The organism is Marinimicrobium sp. (assembly GCF_002695945.1).
Classification (GTDB): Bacteria; Pseudomonadota; Gammaproteobacteria; order Pseudomonadales; family Cellvibrionaceae; genus Marinimicrobium; species Marinimicrobium koreense.
In genome coordinates this window covers 79,117-103,299 of sequence record NZ_NZQP01000050.1, presented here as the reverse complement: position 1 = coordinate 103,299, position 24,183 = coordinate 79,117, and the positions used below count along the sequence as shown (strand labels likewise).

The 24,183-nt window shown below is 60.0% G+C and carries 13 protein-coding genes; 5 read left to right on the top strand and 8 right to left on the bottom strand.

The window, feature by feature from the left end:
• Nucleotides 1-3: 3 nt before the first annotated feature.
• The 4 genes from CMG77_RS11500 to CMG77_RS11485 form a co-directional block, all read right to left on the bottom strand.
• On the bottom strand, nt 4-876 hold the full coding sequence (locus CMG77_RS11500; RefSeq protein ID WP_286807491.1) for an MOSC domain-containing protein: 873 nt from the start codon (nt 874-876) through the stop codon (nt 4-6).
• 447 nt (nt 877-1,323) lie between these two features.
• Nucleotides 1,324-4,893 (bottom strand): PVC-type heme-binding CxxCH protein, encoded by a 3,570-nt coding sequence (locus CMG77_RS11495; protein ID WP_286904544.1) that lies wholly within the window; start codon nt 4,891-4,893, stop codon nt 1,324-1,326.
• A gap of 109 nt (nt 4,894-5,002) precedes the next feature.
• Nucleotides 5,003-6,133 carry a Gfo/Idh/MocA family protein gene (locus CMG77_RS11490; protein WP_024462186.1) on the bottom strand — a complete coding sequence of 377 codons (1,131 nt, stop codon included), beginning with the start codon at nt 6,131-6,133 and terminating at the stop codon, nt 5,003-5,005.
• Nucleotides 6,134-6,288: 155 nt separating this feature from the next.
• Nucleotides 6,289-7,140, bottom strand: a complete 852-nt coding sequence (locus CMG77_RS11485) for a sugar phosphate isomerase/epimerase family protein (RefSeq protein ID WP_286804475.1) — start codon at nt 7,138-7,140, stop codon at nt 6,289-6,291.
• A gap of 102 nt (nt 7,141-7,242) precedes the next feature.
• Here CMG77_RS11485 and CMG77_RS11480 point away from each other — a divergent pair, with 102 nt between their 5' ends.
• The 3 genes from CMG77_RS11480 to CMG77_RS11470 all read left to right on the top strand — a co-directional run bounded on the left by CMG77_RS11480 (nt 7,243) and on the right by CMG77_RS11470 (nt 10,328).
• Complete coding sequence (locus tag CMG77_RS11480; RefSeq protein WP_170162940.1) at nt 7,243-7,983, top strand: AraC family transcriptional regulator; 741 nt, start codon at nt 7,243-7,245, stop codon at nt 7,981-7,983.
• A gap of 159 nt (nt 7,984-8,142) precedes the next feature.
• On the top strand, nt 8,143-8,745 hold the full coding sequence (locus CMG77_RS11475) for an energy transducer TonB (RefSeq protein WP_123639153.1): 603 nt from the start codon (nt 8,143-8,145) through the stop codon (nt 8,743-8,745).
• 197 nt (nt 8,746-8,942) lie between these two features.
• Nucleotides 8,943-10,328 (top strand): exonuclease domain-containing protein, encoded by a 1,386-nt coding sequence (locus tag CMG77_RS11470; protein ID WP_502691878.1) that lies wholly within the window; start codon nt 8,943-8,945, stop codon nt 10,326-10,328.
• Nucleotides 10,329-10,356: 28 nt separating this feature from the next.
• Here CMG77_RS11470 and CMG77_RS11465 read toward each other — a convergent pair whose 3' ends face one another.
• The 4 genes from CMG77_RS11465 to CMG77_RS11455 form a co-directional block, all read right to left on the bottom strand.
• Nucleotides 10,357-11,298, bottom strand: a complete 942-nt coding sequence (locus tag CMG77_RS11465; protein ID WP_502691877.1) for a GGDEF domain-containing protein — start codon at nt 11,296-11,298, stop codon at nt 10,357-10,359.
• 877 nt (nt 11,299-12,175) lie between these two features.
• Nucleotides 12,176-14,713 carry a glycoside hydrolase family 95 protein gene (locus CMG77_RS16220; RefSeq protein ID WP_502691873.1) on the bottom strand — a complete coding sequence of 846 codons (2,538 nt, stop codon included), beginning with the start codon at nt 14,711-14,713 and terminating at the stop codon, nt 12,176-12,178.
• A 148-nt stretch (nt 14,714-14,861) separates the two neighbouring features.
• A complete protein-coding gene (locus tag CMG77_RS11460) occupies nt 14,862-16,445 on the bottom strand; it encodes a glycoside hydrolase family 43 protein (protein ID WP_502691876.1) in 1,584 nt (527 codons plus the stop codon).
• Between the two features lie 143 nt (nt 16,446-16,588).
• Nucleotides 16,589-20,002 carry a TonB-dependent receptor gene (locus CMG77_RS11455; RefSeq protein ID WP_502691875.1) on the bottom strand — a complete coding sequence of 1,138 codons (3,414 nt, stop codon included), beginning with the start codon at nt 20,000-20,002 and terminating at the stop codon, nt 16,589-16,591.
• Between the two features lie 517 nt (nt 20,003-20,519).
• Here CMG77_RS11455 and CMG77_RS11450 point away from each other — a divergent pair.
• Together CMG77_RS11450 and ettA are read left to right on the top strand one after the other, a co-directional pair.
• A complete protein-coding gene (locus CMG77_RS11450) occupies nt 20,520-22,244 on the top strand; it encodes a glycoside hydrolase family 43 protein (protein ID WP_286904537.1) in 1,725 nt (574 codons plus the stop codon).
• Between the two features lie 277 nt (nt 22,245-22,521).
• Nucleotides 22,522-24,183, top strand: coding sequence for an energy-dependent translational throttle protein EttA (ettA, locus tag CMG77_RS11445; protein ID WP_286904535.1), 1,662 nt, complete (start codon nt 22,522-22,524; stop codon nt 24,181-24,183).

Here is a 24,183-nt window from a genome sequence, read left to right as displayed (position 1 = left end):
CCACTACTTGATTGGGCCGTTGTCAATAAACACGCGATCTCCCACGGTGATCTGACCACTGTCGGTGACATCGCCATAAATTCCGAGGTTTTGATCGGCCTCGCGGACAATCGTCCGCAGTATACTGGTATCCGAACCAAAGCCCTGCTGCGCTCGCACAACCGCGCCGCACCGGGGAGCGGGTTCGGAGCACTCTATTCGCGCACTACCTATTCTCAGTGCCTTTCCCAACCAGGCCTGTTCGGCCAACCCCGTCATGCCCGACGGCGTTTCAATCACCAGATTGGGTCGAAACCGTTCGACGTCCCAATCGGCTTGAGCATTCAGCTCCGCCAGGTGCGTCAGACTCGCGGTAGACACGATGTGAAACGGAGCGACCAGGAAAAAGCTTCCCCGCAGTGAAACATAGTTTTGTGTTTCCTCGGGGAGTTGGTCCAGCGCGGGCAAAGGCTCACCCGGCTCGCGCTCGAAGGTTGCCTTCAACTCCTCAAGCCAGGTGTGATCGTCGGCTTTGTATCGACGGTAAAAAGCCTCATCGTTGGCCGGGCGCAACCGCTGTAAACGGCTCTCGTGCCCGAGCAATGCCGAGAGACGTCGATCTGTTTGAGGATCGGTCGCGGACAGGCGGGAGCCGTCCGGGAACTGAATTTCGATGGGGCTGTCGAGCGTCTGCGGGTTTACGGTTTGGGCTCGGCACTGAAGGAGTTGTGGCCGGAATTTACAACTCTGAATTTCCTGCCGGGCCACGTCCTGCACCGCCATGACGCGATCCCCCGACACCCCCATTGGGCCCAGCTGGACCGACTCGACGCGCTCTCCCGCCATCCCCTTGATGGGATAACGCCAGATGGCTTTTACTCTACCGATATCGATCACGTCGTCTCCCGTTCGGCTGTCGTCAGAGGTCCCACACTGGAGCTGCACCGCAATAAGTCATACGCCGCCGGGTGGCGTACCATTTTGGCGCATTGCGAGCACAGGTCGATTCATCGTCGCCAGTGCCACTCAGCCTTCGCGTCGAGCCCTCTCATTATGGCAGGGACTAAGCAGGAACCAGGCCAACAACCTTCGGGATGCTGATATTGAGTGGAGTCGGATTACGCCCCTTGCGGGGCTAATTCGACCTACGGGCTATCGGCTTGGGTAACGGCGGATGCGCCTACGGCTTATCCGCCCTACGCAACCTCCGCACTATCCGTAGGGCGGATCGGTCCGACGGTTCGGAGCGAAGCGCACCCGCCATTGCCCAAGCCGATAGTCTCGTAGGGCGGATAAGGCCAAAGGCCGCATCCGCCGTAACCTACCCAGATATTCAGCGACAGGTTACTCTTCGCCATCCAGGGTTCGGATGTAGGTGACGACATCCTTCAGGGCCTGTTCGTCTGGCAGGGTGTTGGCGAAGGTGGCCATTTGTTGGCCGAGCGGGTCGCGTGGGTCGCTGCCGCGGGCGCCGGAGCGGTAGTTCTGCAATTGGTTCAGCAGGTACCAGTCCGCCTGGCCGGCGAGTGCTGGGGCGCCGAGTTCGCGATTGCCCTGCCCTTCGGCACCGTGGCATGAAGCACAGACGGCGTAATGCTGCTCACCGGCGCTCGCGTTGCCTTCGACGGTGGCAACGGTTTCCCGCTGCTCCAGCTCGCTCAGGTAGCGCGACAGATCAGCGATCGGACGAATGGGCTCTGACTCGCTTTTCAAAAACTCGAGCGCCGCACGCATCGACATACCGTTCGGGTCCCGGAAGTGGGTGCCGCGTACACCGGCGTGGAATTTCTGCAGCTGGGCCTGGGCGTACCAGTTCTCGATGCCTGCAATGGGGGGCGCCGCCTGAGCGCGATCGCCGCCGGCGTCGCCACCATGACAGCCTGCGCAGTGCTGCTGGTAAAGCGTCTCCCCTTTGGAGGCGCTACTCCACTGCCGGAAGCTCGGTTCGAAACCGTGTTTTTTATGATACTCGGCATAGGCCTCTTCTTCGACTTGCTCGAAGTTCAGGTCCAACCCGGGAGATCGCAGTTTGAGGGCCATCTGCGATTCGCTGTCCAGCTCATCAACCACGGTCTGAAAAGCGGCCAGTTCGGCATTGCTGGGCTCGGCGCCGCGGTCGCGCCAGAGATCCAGCACCGCCAGGCTCATCAACCCGAGACGTCCGGCGGGCAGCGCCGTCCACGCCTTCAGCGTGTCGGTCAGATCGTCCGCGTCCTCAACGAGAAAACGTTTGGCCAGCAAGTACTCGGGCGTGCGTTCGGGGCTTTCAAAGTTTTCCAGAAAGCGACCCGGTACGGTAATGTCCGGATCATTCAACGCTTGCCAGTATTGAGCGTCGTTATTCAGCGCCGCGAGACTGAACGCCTGAGCGCTCCACTCATCGACCGGCAACTCGGTGCGCAAACGCAACAACTGCTCACCCGCCTGCTCCGAAGGTGCCTGCTCGGCCAGGGCCAGCATTGCCCAAAGCCGAGCGCGCGGTTCTTCATCGTCAAGAGACTCGGCCGCCAGCGCCAGATCTGCCGGCGCGGCGTTTTCGACCAATGCCTGTACCGCATTTTTGCGGGTGGCGCCGGACGGGTGGCGCAAGGCGTTACGTACGGCCGTGTCCGACGCCTCGTCGGTGACGGTAAACGCACCCAGGCCGTGTAGCGTCCAGATGGCATGAATCGAAGCCACGTCCAGACCCAGCGAATCACGATCCGGGTTGCCGGTCAGTATGGCCCGCAGTGCCGGGATGGCATCGGTACGCTCTTCGGTGACCAACAGGCGTTGGGCGGTCATGCGCCAGAACATGTTGTCGTTGGACAGGGTATCCACCAATGTTTCAGTGTCGGCATCTCTCAGATCCAGCGGCTCATACTCGGGGGCGTCTTTGGCCACCAGCCGGTAGATCCGACCCCGCTCCCGGTCCCGCAGCGGGTTGACGTGGGCATTGCCCTTACCTTCTTCGGCATCAAAACCGGCGGATTCTTTGGAGGGAATCGGGTTGTGCTGGATGATGAAGTTGTACCAGTCGGCCACCCACAAGTGGCCGTCGGGGCCCACGTCCATCTGCACCGGCGAGAGCCACTCATCGGTACTGCTCAGAATCGAACCACGGTTTTTGGCTTTGTACCCGACGCTATCGGGTTGCGCGTCGATAAAAAACTGACCGAGCAGGTGCGCGGTGGGTTCGCCCATAAAGGCGCCGCGGTTCCAGAACTTTTCCGGGAAGGTTCGCGCCGTGTAGAGGCTCAGCCCGGAACCGGCAGTGTAACGGCCGTGGAAGTCCACTTGAAGGAAGTTATAGGTAGACGGGAAAATGTTGGGAAAGTCATAAGCCAATGCGGCCAACCCGGGAACCACGTCTTCATCTTTACCGTAAACGTAGCTGCGCCACAACGGCACGTGGAAAACCGGCGCATTATTGGCAGTGGAGCCGAACACTTCGAAGTCTTCACTGAACGACAGACCCCAGGTGTTGTTATTGAACTGGCCGATCGGCTCGATATCGGTGCCATCCAGATTCATCCGGTAGACGCCATTCTGGAAGGACTCACCGTTTTCATCTTCCGGCGCTTCAGAGTAGCCCACTGCGCCCCAAAGGCGATTGTCGTGGCCGTATTTCAGGTTCGATGGTCCGGCGTGAGTGTCCCGGGTGCCCCATCCGGTATTGAGGACTTCGCGGACATCGGCCTTGCCATCGCCGTCGGTGTCTTTCAGAAACAGGAAGTCCGGCGCCTGGGATACCACAAAACCGCCGTTGAGCGGGGTAATACTGGTGGGCACGCTCAGCTCGTCGGCAAACACTTCGCAGCCATTGGCCCGGCCGTCGCCGTCGGTATCGACACACATACTGATGCGGTCATTGCCTCGGCCGTTTTCCGCCTGATTGTTGGGGTAGTCGACGGACTCCAGCACGAACAGGCGACCCTGCTCATCCCAGGTAAAGGCGATGGGGTTGACGATATCCGGCTCACTGACAAACAACTGCAATTCAAAGCCTTCCGGCACCATGGTCAGGGCCATGGAGTCTTCCACGCTCAACGCTTTCTGGAATTTGGGGGCTGGCTCAATACGACGGTAGTTGGGAATGGTACCCGCTTCTTCATAGGCGGCTTCGGGCAAGGTTTCTACCAGCGCGCGGTTGGCTTCACGCTTCTCCTCGCCCACGGCCCAGAGGATGCCGCGAATCAGCAGGTCGTGAAATTCAGGCTGACCCCAGGTGCGTTCGTCGTGACCATAGGCGGTGTAGAACACCCGGCCTTCACCCTGCTCACGGGTCCAGGTCCAGGGCTCTTCCTCGCGCTGCATCAGCACGGTGCGGTTTTCTTCGTTGTGATCGGCGTGAACGTAGGTTTCATCCCAGGTTTCAAAGGTCTGGAAACCTTTCATGATCGGATGGTTTTCCTGACCCGGTGCAATGGTCGCGGTGAATTCACCGGCACCGTGACTCTTGAAGCGTCCACCGACCAGATCGACAAAGGCGTCGGAATGGCCGAAGCAGGCGCTGGCACTGTGGACGGGCAGGAACGCACCGCCCTCTTCCACGAAGCTCAGCAGTGCCGCTTCCCGCTCGGGGGACAGTTCGTTGTAGTTGGCGTACAACATGACCGCATCCACATCGGCCAGCCCTTCATCGCTCAACCGATCCAGATCTTCCACGTATTCCATGAAGATCTTTTCACGGCCCAGAGACTGATTGAACAGGGGCGCGTTGCGGTAGGACATGTGAATGCCATCGCCTTCGCGGTGGCCATGGCCAATGAACAAAAGATTGATCACGCCGTCTTGCGACGCCTCAGTATTGCTGGCGACCGATGCATCTCGATCGCCGCTTGAGCAGCCGATGGCCGGCAGCAACAACGCCGACAGGATGACCGTGCCCAGCCGGGACCGCCACGCGGCCCATTGTCGTTCTAATTTATTCATATTAATACCGCTATTTCACAAGTGTTGGTATCAGGCTGCCCGGCGCTTGACCGCCGCCGGGCTAGCCGGTCTCTATGGATTATTGTTTTTCTGGGTTCTCGATGCGGCGCTACTCCACCTCAAGCGCAAACGCCGGCATGGTCTTCACTTCGCCACCGGCCATTGCGGATTCGTGGGCCAGAATACCCACACAGGTAATATTGGCGGACTCCACCACGTTCGGGTATGCGTTATAGCCTTCGAGCACGGCGCGAATAAAGTTGTGCACCAGGTGCGGGTGAGAACCACCGTGCCCCCCACCCTGGGTGAAGCTCAGGTGTTCGTGCTCTTCATCGTACACGCCCTGGCCGGTGAAGGACTGAATTTCTTCCGGCAACAGGTGAGCGTAATCCGGCACCTTGACGCGCTCGGGCACTTCCGGCTCGGGCTTGCCCCGGGTGTGCATGACCGGGTCTTCGCCTTCAATCAGTGGCCACTCATAGGATTTCTCTGAACCGTACACATCGAAGCTCTCGCGATACTGGCGGGCGGTGTCGTACAGCGAGCGATAGATGCGGGCGCCCACGTCCGAGTCCTGCATCTGGATGTGGCAGGATTCGATGGCGAAGGGCGAGCCGTAAATGCCGGCAAACTCGTCACGGATTTTACCGGATCCGATGCACTGTACCTGGCTGGCCAGCTTGCGCTGCAAACCAAGCACCGGACCGACGCAATGGGTGGCGTAGTGCATGGGCGGCATACCTTCCCAATAGCTGGGCCAACCGTCCATATCCTGCTGGTGACTTGCCTGCAGGAACTGAATGCGACCCAAGTCGCCCCGGTCGTACATTTCCTTCACAAACAGATACTCGCGGCTGTAAACCACGGTTTCCATCATCATGTAAACCTTGCCACTGGCTTTGGTGGCTTTCACGATGCGCTCACAATCCTCTACGCTGGTGGCCATCGGAACCGTACAGGCCACGTGCTTGCCCGCTTCCAGGGCCATGATGCTGTGCTTGGCGTGATCGCCAATCGGGGTGTTGATGTGCACCGCGTCCACATTGGGGTCGGCCAGCATGTCTTCATAGGTGGTGTAGCGTCCGCCGGCGGGCACATCGAACTTGTCCGCCAGCTCGTTGAGGCTCGCTTCATTGCGCTGGCACAGGGCCACGACTTCGGCATTCGGGTGCGCCTGATAAATGGGGATGAACTCGGCACCAAAGCCCAGTCCGACCAGTCCTACTTTCAGCTTGCTCATAATCACTCTCCTGTCTAATGCTGTTACTCAGAATGTCGTTGCAAATTCGTCATGCGCCGAGTGGTTTCAACCTGAACCTTCAGGTGCGCTTCGCTTACCTGACCTACGCGGCGCGGATTGCTCGTTCTCTTTAACGTAGCGTCAGGTCATCAGAATCAGATGTGTGCCCACCAGTCGCGCAGGAAGGCGATCCCCCGGCGGGCGAATTCGTCCTGGCTGGGAGCAAAGCGGCGCCAGATGCATACCGCCTCGGCGAGACTGGACGCGTCCGGTGAAAAGCTCTCGATCGACAGCTTGCCGTCATAGCCCACGCTGCGCAGCCCCTCGCGCAGCCCGGCCCAGTCGCTGTTGCCCTCGCCGGGAACACCCCGGTGACTGTCGGACACCTGCACATGCACCAACTGGTCACCGCACTGACGGACCGCGTCGCGGAAATCGGTTTCTTCGATATTCATATGAAAGCTGTCCAGGGCGATGCCCAGATGCGGGCTGTGCACATCGGCCAGCATGCGCTGGGCGTCGGCCACAGTGCAGACCATATCGGTCTCGAACCGGTTGAGCGGCTCAAGGCCCAGCCGGACGCCGTGTTCACCGGCGGTGCGGGACAATTCTGTGAGGCTGGCGACGGACCGCTCCCACTCCGCCTGACGCAGCGCCTCGGTCGACAATCTTGGCTTGGCAACCGGGGCGTACAGGGGGCCGACCAGTACCTCCGATTCCAGGCCCTCGGCCAGTTTCAGGCAGGAACCGAAGTAATCGAGGGCTTTTCGCCGAATGGCCGGGTCTTCGGCGCTCAGGTCGCGCTCGCCCACCACCGCCGTACAGACCACCGCATCGAGGCCCAGATCACGCAGCACGGGCCGAAGTTCATCCACCGCATAGTGCTCGGGGTCTTCAACCGGAAACTCGACAAAGTCGAAGCCCAGACCGGCGATCTTCTCCAGAAGCTCCACCTGATCACTGGTAAAGGGCGATGTCCAAAGCCAGGTGCTGGCGCCAAATTGCATAGCGGTACTCCCCATTCATTAGATTTATTACTGGGACTCATGCTAGCGCTATTGAACAGCCGCGGCTTGTACCTTGTCGTAAAAAAATTGTATTATTTCGACATGAAAGAACTTGACCCCTGGCTTGCTCAGCTCGACCCCCGATACTCCGCAGGGCGGATTTTCGAGTTTATGCCCAGCGTGCTCTACTTCGTCAAAGACCGCGAAGGGCACATCATGACGGGCAACCAAGCCTTTGCCGAACGCTGCGGCTGCGCTTCCGCCGACGAGCTGTACGGTCGCCGGGATGACACTCTGTTTCCGCTGTATATGGTGGAAAAATTTCGGCGGGATGATGCGACCGTTTTTGCGACCGCCGAGCCGCTGCACGATCTGATTGAGCTTTTCCCGACCCGTGAGGGCCTACCGGAGTGGTGCGTCACCCACAAGGTGCCGCTGTTTGACCGTGAAGGCGGTGTGGTCGGGCTGTGCGGTATCGTGCAAAGCTACGAGCGCATGCACGATCACCCCGAGCTGCCGGTTTTTAAAGTGGTGGAACACATCCGCTCTCACTACGCCCAGCGCTTGAACATCCCCGAGATTGCCGAACAGTTCGGCTTCTCCCAGCGCCAGCTGGAGCGCCGCTTTATGGAGACCTTTGGGGCGAGCCCGCGGGAGTATATTATCCGACTGCGGATCCTGATCGCCTGCGAGCACCTGCGCACGAGCAAGGCCCCCATTTCCGATGTGGCGCTGGACTGCGGGTTTTACGATCACAGCAGCTTCATTCGCCACTTCAAACGGATGCTGGGCGCGACGCCGCTGGCTTATCGCAAGCACCACAATGGATCCGCCGCACTGTAATACGCGCACCGGATAGATACCGGATTTTTTATAGCGAATCAGTGGTTCAAACCTCGGGAATATTTCCAATTCGTCTTTGCTGGCGTAATAACCGCGAACTAGGCTTACAGTGAAAGTGGGAATGATTCTACTTTCTCATGGATCAAGGAGATCAAGCCTATGCGCGCTTCCCATGTCTATGCCCCACCCATGGCCCTGGTGACCACCTTCGGCCTGCTGTTACTGATGTACTCTCTGATCAACACCGACTTTGAACTGCCGGTAGTGACCGACCCACCAAAAATCGAACCGGTGGTCATGGCCAAGCCGGAGCCCATTGAAACCATCATCGAAGCACCCACCCGACCAGAGCCTCCCGCACTGGCGCCGGAGCCGATCGCCGAGCCGGTCGTGGAGACGCAGGTAACCTCGGTCACCGAGGTCAGCGTGGCGTTACCCTCGCTGTCTCGCACTGAAGCCCTGACGGTGTCCACCGGTGGTGATCTGATGGCCATCGTCAAGGTAGCACCACAGTATCCACGTCTGGCGGCAACTCGCGGTATCGAGGGGTTCGTGACCGTGGAATATACGGTCACCGCCACGGGAAGAACGGCCGATGTGGTGATTGTGGAAGCGGTCACCACCGAGGGCCAGACCACATCGGTATTTGATCGGGCGGCCATTGCTGCGGCGGAGCAGTTCAAGTATCAGCCACGAGTACAGGACGGTGTGGCGGTGGACGTACACGGTGTGCGTAACCGGTTTGTGTTTGAGCTCGATTGAGCGCCCGTTCTACGTTGCGAGCGGCATCACATAGGTGCCGCTCGCAACGATAGCCGCAACGGTTTATGGTCTAATTGCACCTCCTTGACGTAGTCAAGTGAGCCACTCGCTCACCGATTGGAGGCCGCTTGTCAGACCCGGTATCGAACACTCAACTTGCCACTCGCTTTCCCGGCCTGGATCGCCCCTTGGCGATCGTGGACATTGAAACCACCGGCGGCAGTGTGACCCGCGACCGCATTACCGAGATCGGTATCGTCGAGGTGGACAAAGACGGTGTGCGTGAGTGGAGCACCCTCATCAACCCGGGCATTGCCATCCCGTCGACCATTCAACGCTTTACCGGGATCACCGATGCGATGGTGGCCGACGCGCCGCGCTTTGAGCAGGTGGCGAAGGCCATATTTCAGCGCCTGGAAGGAAAGGTGTTTGTGGCGCACAACGTCCGCTTTGATTACGGCTTCCTGCACAATGCCTTTGCTTCGCTGGGCTTTCCGCTCTCGCTGGAGCTGCTCTGTACCGTTAAACTGTCCCGGGCACTGTATCCGGAACATCGTCGTCACAGTCTCGAGACAATCATCCAGCGCTTCGGGATTGAAACCGATGCCCGTCACCGCGCCCTGGCGGATGCCCGGGCGACCTATACATTTCTGTGCCGAGCCGCGACCGACCGATCACCCGAATCGTTTATGCAGGCCGTTCAGGTGCAGACGCGACGGCCCAGCATGCCACCTGGGCTGGACCCTACCTGCCTGGACCGGTTACCCAATGGACCCGGGGTGTATTACTTTTATGGCGAGAACAACAGCCTGCTGTATGTCGGCAAAAGCGTGGATGTACGCAAGCGGGTGATGTCCCACTTNACCGCCGANCGCNCCTCGGCCCGCGGCATGGCGATGTGTCAGCAGGTNCGGGANATTCAGGTGCAGNCCACCACNGGGGANNTGAGCGCGCTGTTGCTCGAAGCCAAGGAGATCAAGACCCGGCAGCCGCTGTTCAATCGTCGGCTGCGCAGAGTCAGCACGCTGTACACNCTGCAGNTGCNTGANGACNCTGAAGGCGTNCTGCGACCGGAGATCATCGAGGCACCNTCGGCCNCCCGNGATCGGCGTATGNACGGNCTGTTTCCGTCNAAAAAGAAAGCGCGCAACGCGCTGATTGATACCGGNAAACAATTCGGCTTATGCGATCACGTCATCATCACACCCGCNCCGCTGAATGGCNCCTGCATGGGNCGTCAACTGAAACACTGCAAGGGGCTGTGCACCGGGGACTGGTCAGCGGCGCANCACAATGTGAGCCTGATGGACGCGCTCGGCAGCCTCGCGCTGAAAGCCTGGCCCTACCCTGGACCCGCGGCGCTGATTGAATANCNGAATCCGGACGATGAAGNGTCNCCCTACACNCTNTTCCTGCTGGATAACTGGTGTGTTCTGGCAACGCTGACGGGACATGGCGAGCCGGATTGGGAGNCGCTNGNGGNNACNCCCACNGACATNGGNTTGCTGGATAAAGACATNTACCGCTATCTGCTCAAGGTTGTCTTCAAGCCACCTCGTGAAGTTCAGCTGNTGAGNCTGTGANACACTGGNCCGNAACTACCGCNGGATGTCAGTNAGTATCCGAGGTCTCAAATCCACCCAGGCTCACCACCACACGGTTACGACCNTCNTGCTTGGCTTNGTACAGTGCTTGATCCGCCTGTTTCAGCAAGTGATCNATCGATTCGCTCGGATGCCCGTAATAGGCTCCAAGACTCAGCGTTATCGCAACCCCGGTGGCTTTACTTTCTACCTCCGTGGTACGGCGAATGCGCTCGGCCAGCTCTTCCAGCGTCGGTGGGTCGCAGGGCGAGAGCAACACCAGGAACTCGTCGCCGCCCCAGCGGCCGACGACGTCGTANGGACGNACCGACGCCTTCANCCAGGTNGCNACNCGACGCANCACNTCNTCNCCTANNTGATGACCACGNTCATCGTTGATGATTTTAAAGTGATCAATGTCCAGCCAGATCAGACCATATCGATTGCCCTCGCGCTCGGCTCGGCTGATCACTTCCAGCAGCGCTTCATCCAACCCTCGNCGNTTCTTCAACCCTGTCAANGCGTCAACGCGAGCCTGGCGATGCAATTGCTCGGTGCGCTGGGCAACGGTCGCTTCAAGCTCGCCGGTATANCGTCTTACCCGNTCNGTCATNTTTTCGAAGTGGTCGGCCAGGCGACCGACTTCATTNTCCGGTTTGGGCAGGTAAGGTANCTCAAAACGCCCTTCCCGCACTTGTTCAACGGCNTTTTCCAGGCTGGCNATTGGGCGTAAAACCCGGGACTGAATNATGTAGTGAAACANNCCNAGTGCCACCACCAGGGTNACCAGGAATACCGCGATCAGCGGCCACAGGTAATGGCCCGGNACNAGGGTNTTCAAATCCANCAGNGTAATTTCAAACCACCCGATCGTCGGTAAAAAGGCGACGCCGGCAAGGTGTTCGGCGCCGTTGATGCGAACAAAACCACTTTCCACCGCGCCGGCGGTGTCCGGGCGCTTCTTGAGCATCTCCAACATGCCGAGAATACGCTGCTTGTCCTGNGGNGAATCGAACAGGCGATCGACCGTGTTTTTCTGTCCTTCCGGTTTGATGATGCTGGCAAAATCGATGTAATTGCGGTCCCGGTAAAGCTGAATGGCGCCGTTNTAGTCGACAAACAGGGTGGTAATTCCGTCTTGGCCAATGTCNACGATGTCCTGCAGGAANGCNTCGAGGTTAAGCCCNGTTCCCACCATGCCCAGNATATTGCCNTGATCGNCGCGAACCAGNACATCNATCCACAGNTTGGTCACCCCCAGNNCCACATCCGGNTTGACGTTGAGNTGGAAGTCCCGNCCCTCNTCAATCAACTGAAAGAACCAGGCATCNTCCNCGCTGTCCGGGTCCAGGACGTAGCGAAACTGNTTNNCCGCGAACTCATTNTNGGCNTTGTTGTAGTAGTAGTGACGATTCTCCANNAGCGCCAGAAANTAATTNTGGTCNCTCAGNTTGGTCCGGTAGGTTTCCANCTCCTCGAGCGCNTGCNGCTTGGAGTGACAGGGTCNTNGGGGTTCTGCGCCCATTGGATNANGGCCTGNGAGCTGGCCATCTGTTTNGCCAGGCCAATTTCCCGCTCCAGGGAGCTGAGCANNCGNGCACTGTCATAGCGAACCTGGATCTCGGCNACCTGCTGNCCCCANCGNTCCACAATGTCNNTGGACAGTGCCCGGTANNCCNACCAGGAACCCAGCGCNGCGAANACCATCAANGCCGTCGCCAGGCCCATAATCTTGCTTTTTAAGCTGAACATGTCGAATCCTTGCATTACCAAAAGGTAATATAGACCGGATACCCCCTATTTGGCCAGNATTCNTNNGCCATNCCATGGCTNNTGCNCNGCNATNNTCANCCCTTGAAACGGTANNCNTGACCCCGCTGGGTCTGTGTTTCCAGNAGNTNNCTGGGNGCAACNTCCACCGGCTGNACCGCCTCGGGTTGGTGAATGATGGGCGTTTTGATCACCGGGACCTGCAGNAGCGGATTGTCGNTNGGNGCGCCCTCNCGNACCGGCTCCANCGCGAAGTCACCGGCCGGNGTCAGGTCCGAGTGCACCCGCAANCGCAGGGGGCCNCCCAGGGTCGAGCGGACACTCAGTTCGCTGACGTTGCCCTCANGCCAGCNCATATCGATGATAAAGCCACCTCGGGTTACCAGCCCTTTGACGTNACCCTCCGGCCAGGCATCCGGNAGCGCCGGNAACAGGTGAATGGCGCCGTCGTGACTCTGNACCAGCATCTCCGCGATACCCGCGGTCACGCCGAAGTTGCCGTCGATCTGGTANGGCGGGTGGGCCGCAAACATATTGGCGTAGGTGCCGCCGGCCTCAAACTGGGCGCTGTCCTCGGTGACCAGCTTGATCTGATCGGTGAGCAGTTTGTAGGCGCGGTTGCCATCCTGCAGGCGCGCCCAGATACCCACTTTCCANCCCATGGACCAACCGGTGGACTCATCCCCGCGCATTTCCATGCTGGTGCGCACGGCACTGAACAGCTCCGGGGTGCGGTAGGGCGAGATCTGATTGCTCGGATGCAGGCCGTACAGGTGGGAGACATGGCGATGCTTGTCTTCGGGGCTGTCCCAGTCCTGCAACCATTCCTGCAGNTGCCCATGCTGGCCGATCTGCATGGGAGGCAACCGGTCGCGCAACTGTCTCAGCTCNGCNGCCANNTCNGCATCCTGCCCCAGCACCTCGGCCGCTTCCACAACCAGAGAGAANAGGTCGAAGACCANNTGNTTGTCCATGGTGACGCCGGCNTCGATGGCGGCCTGNACCCCGTCATCCCGGTGCAGATAATCGTTCTCCGGGGANTTACTGGGCACCAGAACCAGCCAGCCGGTATCCGGATCTTCCGTCAGTACGCTGGCGTAGAAGCGCGCCGCATCGCGCANAATCGGGTANTGCTCGGCGAGGAAATCCCGATTGCCGGTATGGTGGTANCGGTAGCCAATATGCTGGCTGAGCCAGGCGGCGCCGCCCANCCACTGNCCCCACATATAGGCTCCATCCACCTGNCCGGTNANGCGCCAGATATCNGTGTTGTGGTGCACCATCCAGCCNTCGGCGTCGTACANNTCCCGNGCNCTNTCNCGNCCNGTCANCGNNAGGTCCTTGAGCATGCCGAACAGCGGTTCGTGCAGCTCGGACAGGTTGGTGGACTCCGCCGGCCAGTAGTTCATTTCGGCNTTGATNTTGAGGGTGTACTTGCTGTCCCAGGGNGGCGTCAGTTGNTCATTCCAGATGCCCTGNAGGTTGGCCGGCTGGGTGCCGGGCTGGGANCTGCTGATCAGCAGGTAACGGCCGAACTGGAAGTAGAGCGCCGCCAGNTGNGGATCNTTCTGCTCACGGAAGTTCGCCAGGCGCTGGTCCGTGGGCTGATCCTCCGCNGGCGCNGGCCCGAGNTNCAGGGAGACGCGATCNAACTGATCCCGATAGGCNGCGATGTGGGCCGAGCGGAGCTCCTCGTAGGAGCGGCGCAGNCCGTCNGCCAGGTGTTGCTCNGCNCGGGCCGNCGGGTCCGCNGACACATCGTCATAGCGGACAAANTTGNTGGCCATGGCGGTGTAGACGGTCACNCGGTCGGCGCCGCGAATTCGCAAGCCCTGGCCGGNACTGTCCAGTGTNCCGCCNTCCAGAATNGGNTTGACCAGNGCGGTNAAGCGGATTTTTCCCTCCACNCCNTCGTGNTCACCNCCCTTGCCTTCCACTCGCAGGCGCTGNTTGTCCACGGAAACNCNGTGNTCCATGGGGCTGTTGAAGCCCAGATCCAGATCCAGTTTTCCGGNCTCNCTGGCGGTCCAGCGGGTCACGATGACGGGGGCGGACAGAGCGGCGAAGGTTTCCCGCTGGTAGGTCACGCCNTCNACCTGGTAGCGCACCTGNGCCAGAGACTGACCGATATCCAGCNNGCGNCGGTAGTCGTCNNCNTGNGCCGGGTGTTGCGGGTCGATNACCAGGTTNCCCACGGTCTGGTAGGGCATGCCGTCGTGGTGGGACTTGATGTGCTCGTCCGCGTAGGCCTGAGCCTCCTCGTGGCGGTTGGCGAGCACCAGTTCCGCGACTTTTTCCAGATGGGGCTTGAGCGAGGGCTTGACGTTATTCTGCGGGCCGCCGGCCCAGACGGTGTCCTCNTTCAGNTGCAACACGGCCTGATCCACCCCGCCAAANANCATGGCNCCNAGNCGNCCNTTNCCNAGNGGCANNGCTTCGGTCCAGGCCTCGGCGGGCCGGTCGTACCAGAAAGTCAGCGGCTGGGCGTCCACCGCCACCGTATCCGGGGAGGTGGTATCGGTGGGCTGACAGGCCGTCAGCAGTGACAGTGAGACNATCCCCAACCCTTGAAGTAAGGTCGGACGATGCAGGACGGACAACAGACGATTGAACATGGCAACTGACTCAGAGGTGGTTTGTTATTGGGGGTAAGGGAAGACTACCGCAAATCNCACAATTTTTCATATAGNAATACAGTTTTACTTNTAATNTATNNGGGCGNCCTTGGCCGCCCGGCNACTNANNCNGGGCGNCGCNAACGATTCACTCCACCCGGTAATAATCAAAGGCGGCCCGACCGCCAGTCTGCTCGGTGGCGTAGCTGAACAGGGCGAAGCGGTAGCCCATGAAATGGGGCAAGGTGTATTCCATCGTCAGGGGCTCGCCAATTCGGGTCCACTGCTCCTGATCCAGGCTGTACCAGAAGCTGGCCTGATCGCGTTGGTCCTCGAAGTCGGCCCGGATCTGGAGGTACACGGTGGACTGAGTGAGCGGAATGCGCGCCTGCACCTGTTCCNGCTCGGCGTTGCCGCTCACCATCACCAGCGCGCGACCGCTGTCAGTCTGCTCCACACCGACAAACCCGTAGTTGGCCTGCAGTGCGGCCAGACCAGCCCGGTCACCGGAGCGCAGTTCGGAGACATCCAGAGCAACCGTGGCCCGGGATTTGGGGCCGAAGGTCCGCTGGGTGAGTGTATTCCGGGTATCGAGCAGCCCGGAATCCACGCGCTGGTTGGTGAGGGTCAGATAGCCGGGTNGCCCNGTGACCGACCAGCCCCTGTCATTCGGGTTGTGATTCCACTGCCAGGCGAGCTTCAGATCGGCATCGGAGGCATAATCAAAGTCATCCGAGGCCACCAGATTATTCAGCCCATCACCCGTGGCGACGATGGGCAACCGTTCGGGCACTTTGCCGTCAATGCCGTACACCGGCCAGCCGTCCCGCCACTGCACGGGGACCAGATAGGGAATGCGCCCCACCGCACCAAAGTCGCGGAACAGAAACGCATACCAGTCGCCGTCCGGGGTATCGATCAGTCCGCCCTGGGCAATGCCCCGGTCTTCCAGCACGATGCGCCCTTCATAGGGCCCGGTGAGCTGCTCGGCCCGATACACCAACTGGGTGCGCATACCGCCGGCGGGCCAACTGATCAGGTTGAGGTAGTACATGCCGTCTTTGCGGGTCAGCTGCGCCCCTTCGGAGGGCACCCAGAATTCATCGCCCGCGATGGCTGAGGCTTTTTCAATGAGTGTGGTGCTCAAACCATCGGGTTTGACCGCGGTGGCCTCGGCATTGAGTTCGACCAGATGGATGTCATCGTTGCCATAGATCAGGAACACCCGGCCCTGATCAAACACCAGTGAAGCGTCGTGGAAGAGCTCATCAATAGTAGCCCGCTCCCAGTTACCGTTTTCAATATCGTCGGTGGAAAAAATATAGGTCTTGCCGGTGTGGTTGGCGAAAGTGCTGACGTAAAAGCGCCCCTGATGATAGCGAAGACTACTGGCCCAGGAGCCCTGGCCGTAGGATTGCTCGCCCTGGCTCAAGGTGGATTCGTTGCCGTCCGACAGGGTGTCATAGGCATAACCCAGCAGCTCCCAATCCACCAGATTGTGGGATTTCATGATGGGCAGGCCGGGATTCATGTGCATGGTGGTGCTGCTCATGTAATAGGTGTCGCCCACACGAATGACGGAAGGGTCCGGCACATCGGCCCAGATGAGCGGGTTGCTTGCTCGCTGATCCGGCGACGGCGATGAGGCACTTGCATCGTGCGCCCCCTGCTCCGCGCCGCGCTCTGACTGACCGANCGTACCGGGCTGCCCACTGCAGCCGGACAACAGCATNAAGGCGGCCATGCCCANGGGTTTTATCCAATTCACGTTATTGACCTCTTGTTGGTTANGTCGACTATAACAAAAAGGCCCCNGGGCGGGGTCAATCACCGCGTCCGGGGCAAGGCTCCTCGCAGGNGAGAGTTACGAACCCATCAATACCGCATGCGCAANCCCAGNGAGAGGCGACGATCACTCTTGAACCAGGCGGTGGGNACCTTGTGGTTCGGNTAGTCTTCGTGATCGGAACCGCGCACCTGTTGCAGCAGGTTGGTGGTGGTATCGAGGATGTTGCTGGCCTGCAGGCTCACNTCCAGCCCATCGGTCAGNCGGTAGCGAATGGAGGCATCCAGGAAACCCTGATCGCTCTGCCACACCGGCAGGTTGCAGCAATCGTTCGCGGTCACCAGATACTCCGAGCGCCAGTTNTACGCGGTGCGGAAGGCGAAGTCGCCTTTTTCNTACATCAGCACCAGGTTGTANGCGTCCTCGGACATNCCCTGCAGNGCATCGGTTTTCACGTAGCGTTCGGCATCGGCNTCCACCGCGCCGCCNGCNCCATCGTAGTTGGTGTTNTCNATNCCCTGGTTGTAGATTTTCGTGTAGTTGGCCTGAAACCCGATACCGTCCCANGGCGAGGGCAGGAAGTCCAGGAAGCGCTGGACGTTCGCCTCNTAGCCCCAGACACTGGCNCCNTCGCCGTTNACCGGACCGTTGATATACATATCCCGGGTGACNCCATTGTTGGTCACCGGNACCACGGTGGTGCCGTAGGTGATGTAGTTGTCNAAGTCCTTCTGGAACAGGTTGACGGTAAACATGCCGGCGCCNTCGAAGTAATACTCGAAGGTCGCNTCGTAGTTATCCGCCGTGATCGGCTCCAGNTACGGGTTNCCGGTATTGACCGAGTAACGGGGNCGAGCNCCGGTCAGACGACCCTGATCGTCATAACTGAGTTCCGGGCTGGGCGTNCAGTTGGGCACCGATTCCACCGNGTCGGTTTCCTGATTGTAGGTTTTGCACTGGGCGGAGTAACCCACATCNATNCCCGGCTCGTTGATGTTGGCNGCNTANCGGAACATGCTGAAGTCNGGTCTCGCCATGGCNTTGGAGTAGGCAAAACGGACAATCACNTTGTCTGTCACATCCAGCTTCAGGTTCGCACTGGGNAACAGGTGGTANTGGNTTTTGTCNCCNACNACNGGCGCAATGGTGCCGTCGTGAAANGCCAGNTCCTCNCGGGACCCTTCNATGTGCTCGGGCAGNTACACCTTGGCCGGGTTGTCNATGATGTTGCCGTTGCCATCATCCACCGTGTCGGGCATATCCGGCACCTGNTCGTTGTGCGCNTCGGCACCGATCAGGTAACAGCCNCTNGANTAAGGCGTNGACGGCGGCGCNGNGTTNGGCGCNTCGGGNTTNTCCTGATTGCCCTCGGTCAANTCGTAACACTCCAANTGACTGTCAGTGAAGGAGCCGTAATTNACNCTGCCNTCGCTGCGGGTGTTGGTTTCCACGTAGCGNACACCCACNTTGCCCGACACACCGANATCGGTATTGAACAGCGTGGCCGCCGGCCCTCCGTAGTTGACCATGAAGTAAGCGGCATGCACTTCTTCTTCCACCGTGAGCGTCTCGCCGGGCGTAAAGCAGGTGGAGTCGCCATTGGCATCCAGAANTTCCTGNCCCCGGGTGGGCCCNTCGGCGGAGCAGATNGGATAGAACTGACCGATNCCCAGGTTGCGGCGATCAAAGTACTCATTCACNNGNGCNGGATCACCCAGGACCTCCGGGTCGATATAGAGGAACTCGGTGGAGTCCATCACGCCGCCACCCATGTAATCCGTGGGGAAGGCCCGANAGGTCANNGANTCNTCGGGGTCNGGGTAGCCGCCAAAGAAGGTTTCCTGCCCGGCATAGGTGACCGAATCNATGGGGTCGGTTTTGTCGGCGTTGAAATAGGCCGCACTTTCCCAGCGACTGGTGATGCCACGGAANTTCCACGCTTCNCGCACCAGTTGCTCNCGGTTGACCGTGCGCGCACCGAAGGCGATCGACTCCACCCAGTCGGTGCCGTTCAGGTCGTACTCACCGTCCACCTTGAACGCCAGAGACTCCCCTTCACTGGCACTCTTGTGGTCCTGAACCCAGGCGTAATTCCAGGAGTTGGGGTTCTGCAGCCCACCCTCCGAGAAGTTCACATTCAGCGGGTCCCGATACTCAATGAACGGCAGGTCGCCTCTGAAGTCCGCGTACATGCCAGTGTAGCTCTGCAACGCGCCGGCGGTACCGTAGCTGTCCCGCGTGGCATCGACATATTGCAGGTCGAAGTTGGCGCGGAATTGGTGAGTGGGTGCCCACTTGATATTGATGGACGCATCCTGGGTCATGCTTTCGCTGTGAATCTGCCGGGAATTGGTTTCCATCCCCACGGCCCGCTGGTCATAGGGTTCCTCACAGTATTCTTCGAGATACTCCTGAGAGGTGCCCCAGCCACAGCCGGTGGGGTTCATCAAGGGGATGCCCTCTTCGTTCACCCCGAAGGCGGCCGCCTCCTCTTCACTGCCGCCCCACCAGCCCGGTCCGGCGGTGGGCTCACCGGCGAGNAAGCTGCGGTCNTCTCGAAACATGAANGTCTNNCCGGGCATGGGGTAGGTACCGTCNGGCCAGTCCGCGGGAATGACGTGGTCCGCCGGNTGCCCCCACAGGGCAAACAGGAAGTTCAGTGCACTGTACTCGGTGTTCANCTGCTCGTACTCCGAGCGATTGAACTGGAAGGTGGTCACGATTTCTTCATCGGGACTCTGCCACTGGGCGGCAAANGCACCNCCGGTGCGCTCCCGCTGGTACAGNTTGTCCCGGGCGGTGATAAAGGTGGGCACATAGGTCTCTTCCTGNGTGGGNCGGACNGTGCCGTCGGGCAGGGTTTCCTCGAAATAGCCCGGNTCNTGAATNCCCATNCGNCCNAGATAGATGCCCTCNCTGCGGGTNTCCAGNCGGGAGGTGGCAATCTGCCCCANCAGGCCGAANTCACCCAGCGCCGTTTCCCANCGGTTGCTGTACAGGCCAGAGACATTGGGGTCGAAGGAATCAGCCACCTCGCTGTAGTTGACCTCGGCGGAGCCGACCAGCATTTCGCCATCAAAGTCGAAGGGCACGCGGGTGTGCAGATCCACCACCCCGGCGATCCCGCCTTCGATCAGGTTGGCGCTCTGGTTTTTGTACACATCCACCCGGCTCATCAGCTCCGGCGATACGTCTTCCCAGCTTAGCCCCCGGGAGCTGTCGGCGGAAAAGGTATCCCGGCCGTTGAATTCCGAGCGCACATGGTCCAAGCCGCGGATCACCACGCCGGAGGGTTCTGCGGAGAAGTGCTGGGTGTCATTGTTTGCGGCGAAGCGGGACACGGTAATGCCGGGCAGCCGCTGCAGGGCCTCGGCCACCGACTTGTCCGGCAGGGCGCCGACGTCGACCGCCGTCACCGAGTCGACAATATTGGTTGACTCACGTTTGATGTCCCGTGCGGTCTCCAGTGAAAGCCGCGCACCTACCACTACCAGCTCCTCCATGGAGGGCTGGGCCGGCGCGGACTCCGCCAGGGACGGCTCGGTGTCCGCCCCGGAGGTCTCGTCGGTCTCTTCGTCTGATTCCTGCGCATAGCCCGGGTGTGCGACGACCGAAAGGCTCAACGCCAGCACACTCGCACCAAACAGTCTGAACAAGGGTCGTCTTTCAAAGGGAACTTCCATCGCTAGTACCTACCTTGCGTTTTATGGTTATCGTCTGGCCCTCAGGCCACCGCGCATACGGTAGAAAATTCCGCCAGCCACCCTGAGCCCCCGAAAGGGAAGGAATTGAGTGAGGCGACAAAAGGCGTTATAGTTATTCGTACCATATGTGATTATTATATTATTGTCAGATGGATAACCTTCACAGCCGCAAGTGGCTGAAATACTTGCACTTTGCAGAAATTATTAGCATTTCTGTCATATTTTTTAGGTCAAGACGCTAGATTACGCGCGGGATCGGGAGTCAGAACAGCCCACTGAAATCCGACTCTTCATCAGGATAACGAGGACTTATAGTATGAATAAATTGATAAAAGGCTCACTGTTGAGCGTGTTTGCCCTCCTGGTCGGCTGCGACTCCACCAGTGACGGCAATCCGGACGCGGCATCATCGTCCCCGGAGGCCAGCGCATCCGAGAGCACGGCCTCGGCCACAGCCGCCCAGTTCAGCCGGTTTACCTACGAGGGCCAGTCCCAGGAGCAGGTCGAGGTGGGCGAAGGCGAATTCCGCAACCCGATCATTTCCGGCTATGCCCCCGACCCCACCGTGGCGCGGGTAGGCGACGACTATTATGTCGTCACCTCGTCGTTCACCCACTTTCCGGGGCTGCCGATCTACCACTCCAAGGACCTGGTCAACTGGACCCAGATCGGCAACGCGATCGACCGGCCCGACCAGTTTGATTACAANGGTCTGGAAGTGTCCCGGGGGATTTTCGCNCCGGACATCTCCTTCCATGAAGGCACCTACTACCTGGCCTCCACCTGTGTGGATTGCGGCGGCAACTTTGTGATGACCGCCGACAGCCCNACCGGCCCCTGGTCNGACCCGCACTGGCTGGGCTTTGAGGGCATCGACCCCTCCATCCACTGGGACGACAGCGGCAAGGCCTACATCCTGAACAACGGCGCCCCCAATGAGGANCCCCGCTACGACGGCCACCGCGCCATCTGGATTCAGGAGTTTGACTGGCAGAACCTGACCATGGTCGGTGAGCGCAAGCAGNTGATCAACGGNGGGGTCGACATCTCCACNCAGCCGGTTTGGATNGAAGGGCCGCACATCATCCAGCGCAACGGCTACTACTACATTACCGCGGCGGAGGGCGGCACCAGCGTGCANCACTCCCAGACCATNTTCCGNTCCGACGACGTCTGGGGCCCNTACACNCCCGCCGAGCACAACCCGATCCTGACCCAGCGCGACCTGGACTTTGAGCGGGACAACCCGATCATCGCCGCCGGCCACGCCAAATTCGTACAGATTCCCAATGGCGACTGGTGGGCNACNTTCCTGGCGATCCGCTCCTACGACAANGANATGTTCAACATNGGCCGGGAGACCTTCCTGCTGCCGGTNCGCTGGGAAAACGATTGGCCNTACATTCTGCCNCNGGGCGAGCGCATTCCNTTTGCNNTGGANAAGCCGGAACTGCCCGANCANCCCACACCGAATCCGCNCCAGTCGGGTGACTTTGGCTATACCGATGANTTNGANGGNNACNAGTTGGCGCTGGGCTGGATGGGCGTTCGCGACCCGGACAGCGGNNTTTTCNATGANGTGAACAACGGCACGCTCAGCCTGAACTGTCAGAATGGCCTGGGCGANCTGNACTCGGTACCCGCCTTCCTGGGTCGGCGCCAGCANCACCACATTGCCGACCTGTCCACCACGGTGACCTTTGANCCCCANGCNGATCAGGACCGGGCCGGNNTNGCGGCGGTGCAGAACGATGANAANCTGATCTTCCTGGCCATCACCCAGNACNNCGGCGAAGACCAGGTNGCGCTGTACCGNCGNCAGGGTTCGACCGAAGACACCCTGGTGAATGCGGCCCCACTGNCNANCACCGAGAATGTGGTTCTGTCGATGGCNTTTGATGCCGGACAGATGAGTGCCCATTACGAGGTGAATGGCGAGCGTCACACCCTGGCCGAAGGGGTGGATGCCACCAACCTCAGCACCAATGTGGCCGGTGGTTTTGTGGGTACCCTGATCGGGCCCTACTGCACCCGTCAGTAATCTGTGTGAGTACCTTGTCGGATTACGCGCTGCGCGCTAATCCGACTTACTCGGGTTACCGAACCTACCTTGTCGGATTACGGCCTTTGGCCTAATCCGACCTACTGGATGGCTTGATATTCCATAGTCTGAGTAGGTCGGATTAGGCCGAAGGCCGTAATCCGACAGTCCCCTCCCCCCTCTTCTTGCTGATTGCACTCTTCCCGCGCTTTCGGTACCTTGCGCGTTTCTTTATAGTAACCAGCGAATTCCCCGTCTCAATGAGGTTGTAGCCCCCATGGCGCAGTACGTCTATAGCATGAATCGGGTTGGCAAGGTGGTGCCGCCCAAGAAAGAGATCCTGAAAGACATCTCCCTGTCCTTCTTCCCTGGCGCGAAAATCGGTGTTCTGGGCCTGAACGGCGCCGGTAAATCCACCCTGTTGCGGATCATGGCCGGGGTGGACAAGGACTATAACGGTGAGGCGCGGCCCATGCCGGGTATCTCCGTGGGCTACCTGCCCCAGGAGCCTCAACTGGACCCGGAAAAAAACGTACGCGGCAATGTGGAAGACGGCGTGCGCGAGGCGGTGGACGCCTTGGCTGAGCTGGACCAGATTTACGCCGCCTACGCCGAGCCGGACGCGGATTTCGATGCGTTGGCCAAGCGTCAGGGCGAGCTGGAAGACATCATCTCCGCCTGGGATGCCCACAACCTGGACCACAAGCTGGAAGTGGCCGCCGACGCCCTGCGCCTGCCGCCCTGGGATGCAGATGTAACCAAACTCTCCGGGGGTGAACGCCGCCGGGTGGCCCTGTGCCGCCTGCTGCTGTCCCGCCCGGACATGCTGCTGCTGGACGAGCCCACCAACCACCTGGACGCCGAGAGTGTCTACTGGCTGGAGCAGTTCCTGCAGCAGTTCCCCGGTACCGTGGTGGCCATCACCCACGACCGCTACTTCCTGGACAATGCCGCCGGCTGGATTCTGGAGCTGGACCGCGGCCACGGCATTCCCTATGAGGGCAACTACAGTGACTGGCTGGAGGCCAAAGAGAAGCGCCTGGAGCAGGAAGCCAAGTCTGAAGCCGCGCATCAGAAGGCCGTGAAGGCGGAATTGGAATGGGTACGTCAGAACCCCAAGGGCCGTCAGGCCAAGAACAAAGCCCGCCTGTCCCGCTTCGATGAGCTGCAGAGCCAGGAATTCCAGGCCCGCAACGAGACCAACGAAATCTACATTCCGCCGGGCGAGCGCCTGGGGGACAAAGTGATCGAACTGGAAAATGTCTCCAAGGGCTACGGCGACCGCCTGCTGATCGACAACCTGACCATGAGCGTTCCCAAAGGTGCCGTGGTCGGTATTGTCGGTGGTAACGGTGCCGGTAAGTCCACCCTGTTCCGGATGATCGCCGGTACCGAGCAGCCCGACAGCGGCAAGATCGAGCTGGGCGAGACTGTGCAGGTGGCCTACGTTGAACAGAGCCGGGAGAACCTGAAGGATGACCAGACCGTCTGGGAAGCCATCTCCGGTGGCCAGGACATTCTGCGCATCGGCAACTACGAAGTGAACTCGCGCTCCTATGTGGGCCGCTTCAACTTCAAGGGTTCGGACCAGCAGAAACGTGTGGGCGAACTCTCCGGTGGTGAGCGCGGCCGTCTGCACCTGGCCAACACCCTCAAGCAGGGCGCCAACGTGTTGCTGTTGGACGAACCCTCCAACGATCTGGACATTGAAACCCTGCGCGCGTTGGAGGAGGCCATTCTGGCGTTCCCCGGTTGTGTGATGGTGATCTCGCACGACCGCTGGTTCCTGGACCGGGTGGCCACCCACATTCTCGCCTACGAGGGTGACTCGGAGGTGGTGTTCTTTGAGGGCAACTACACCGAGTACCACGAGGACTTTGTGAAGCGTAAAGGTGAGAATGCGCAGCCGCGGCGGGTGAAGTACAAGCCGTTGAAATAA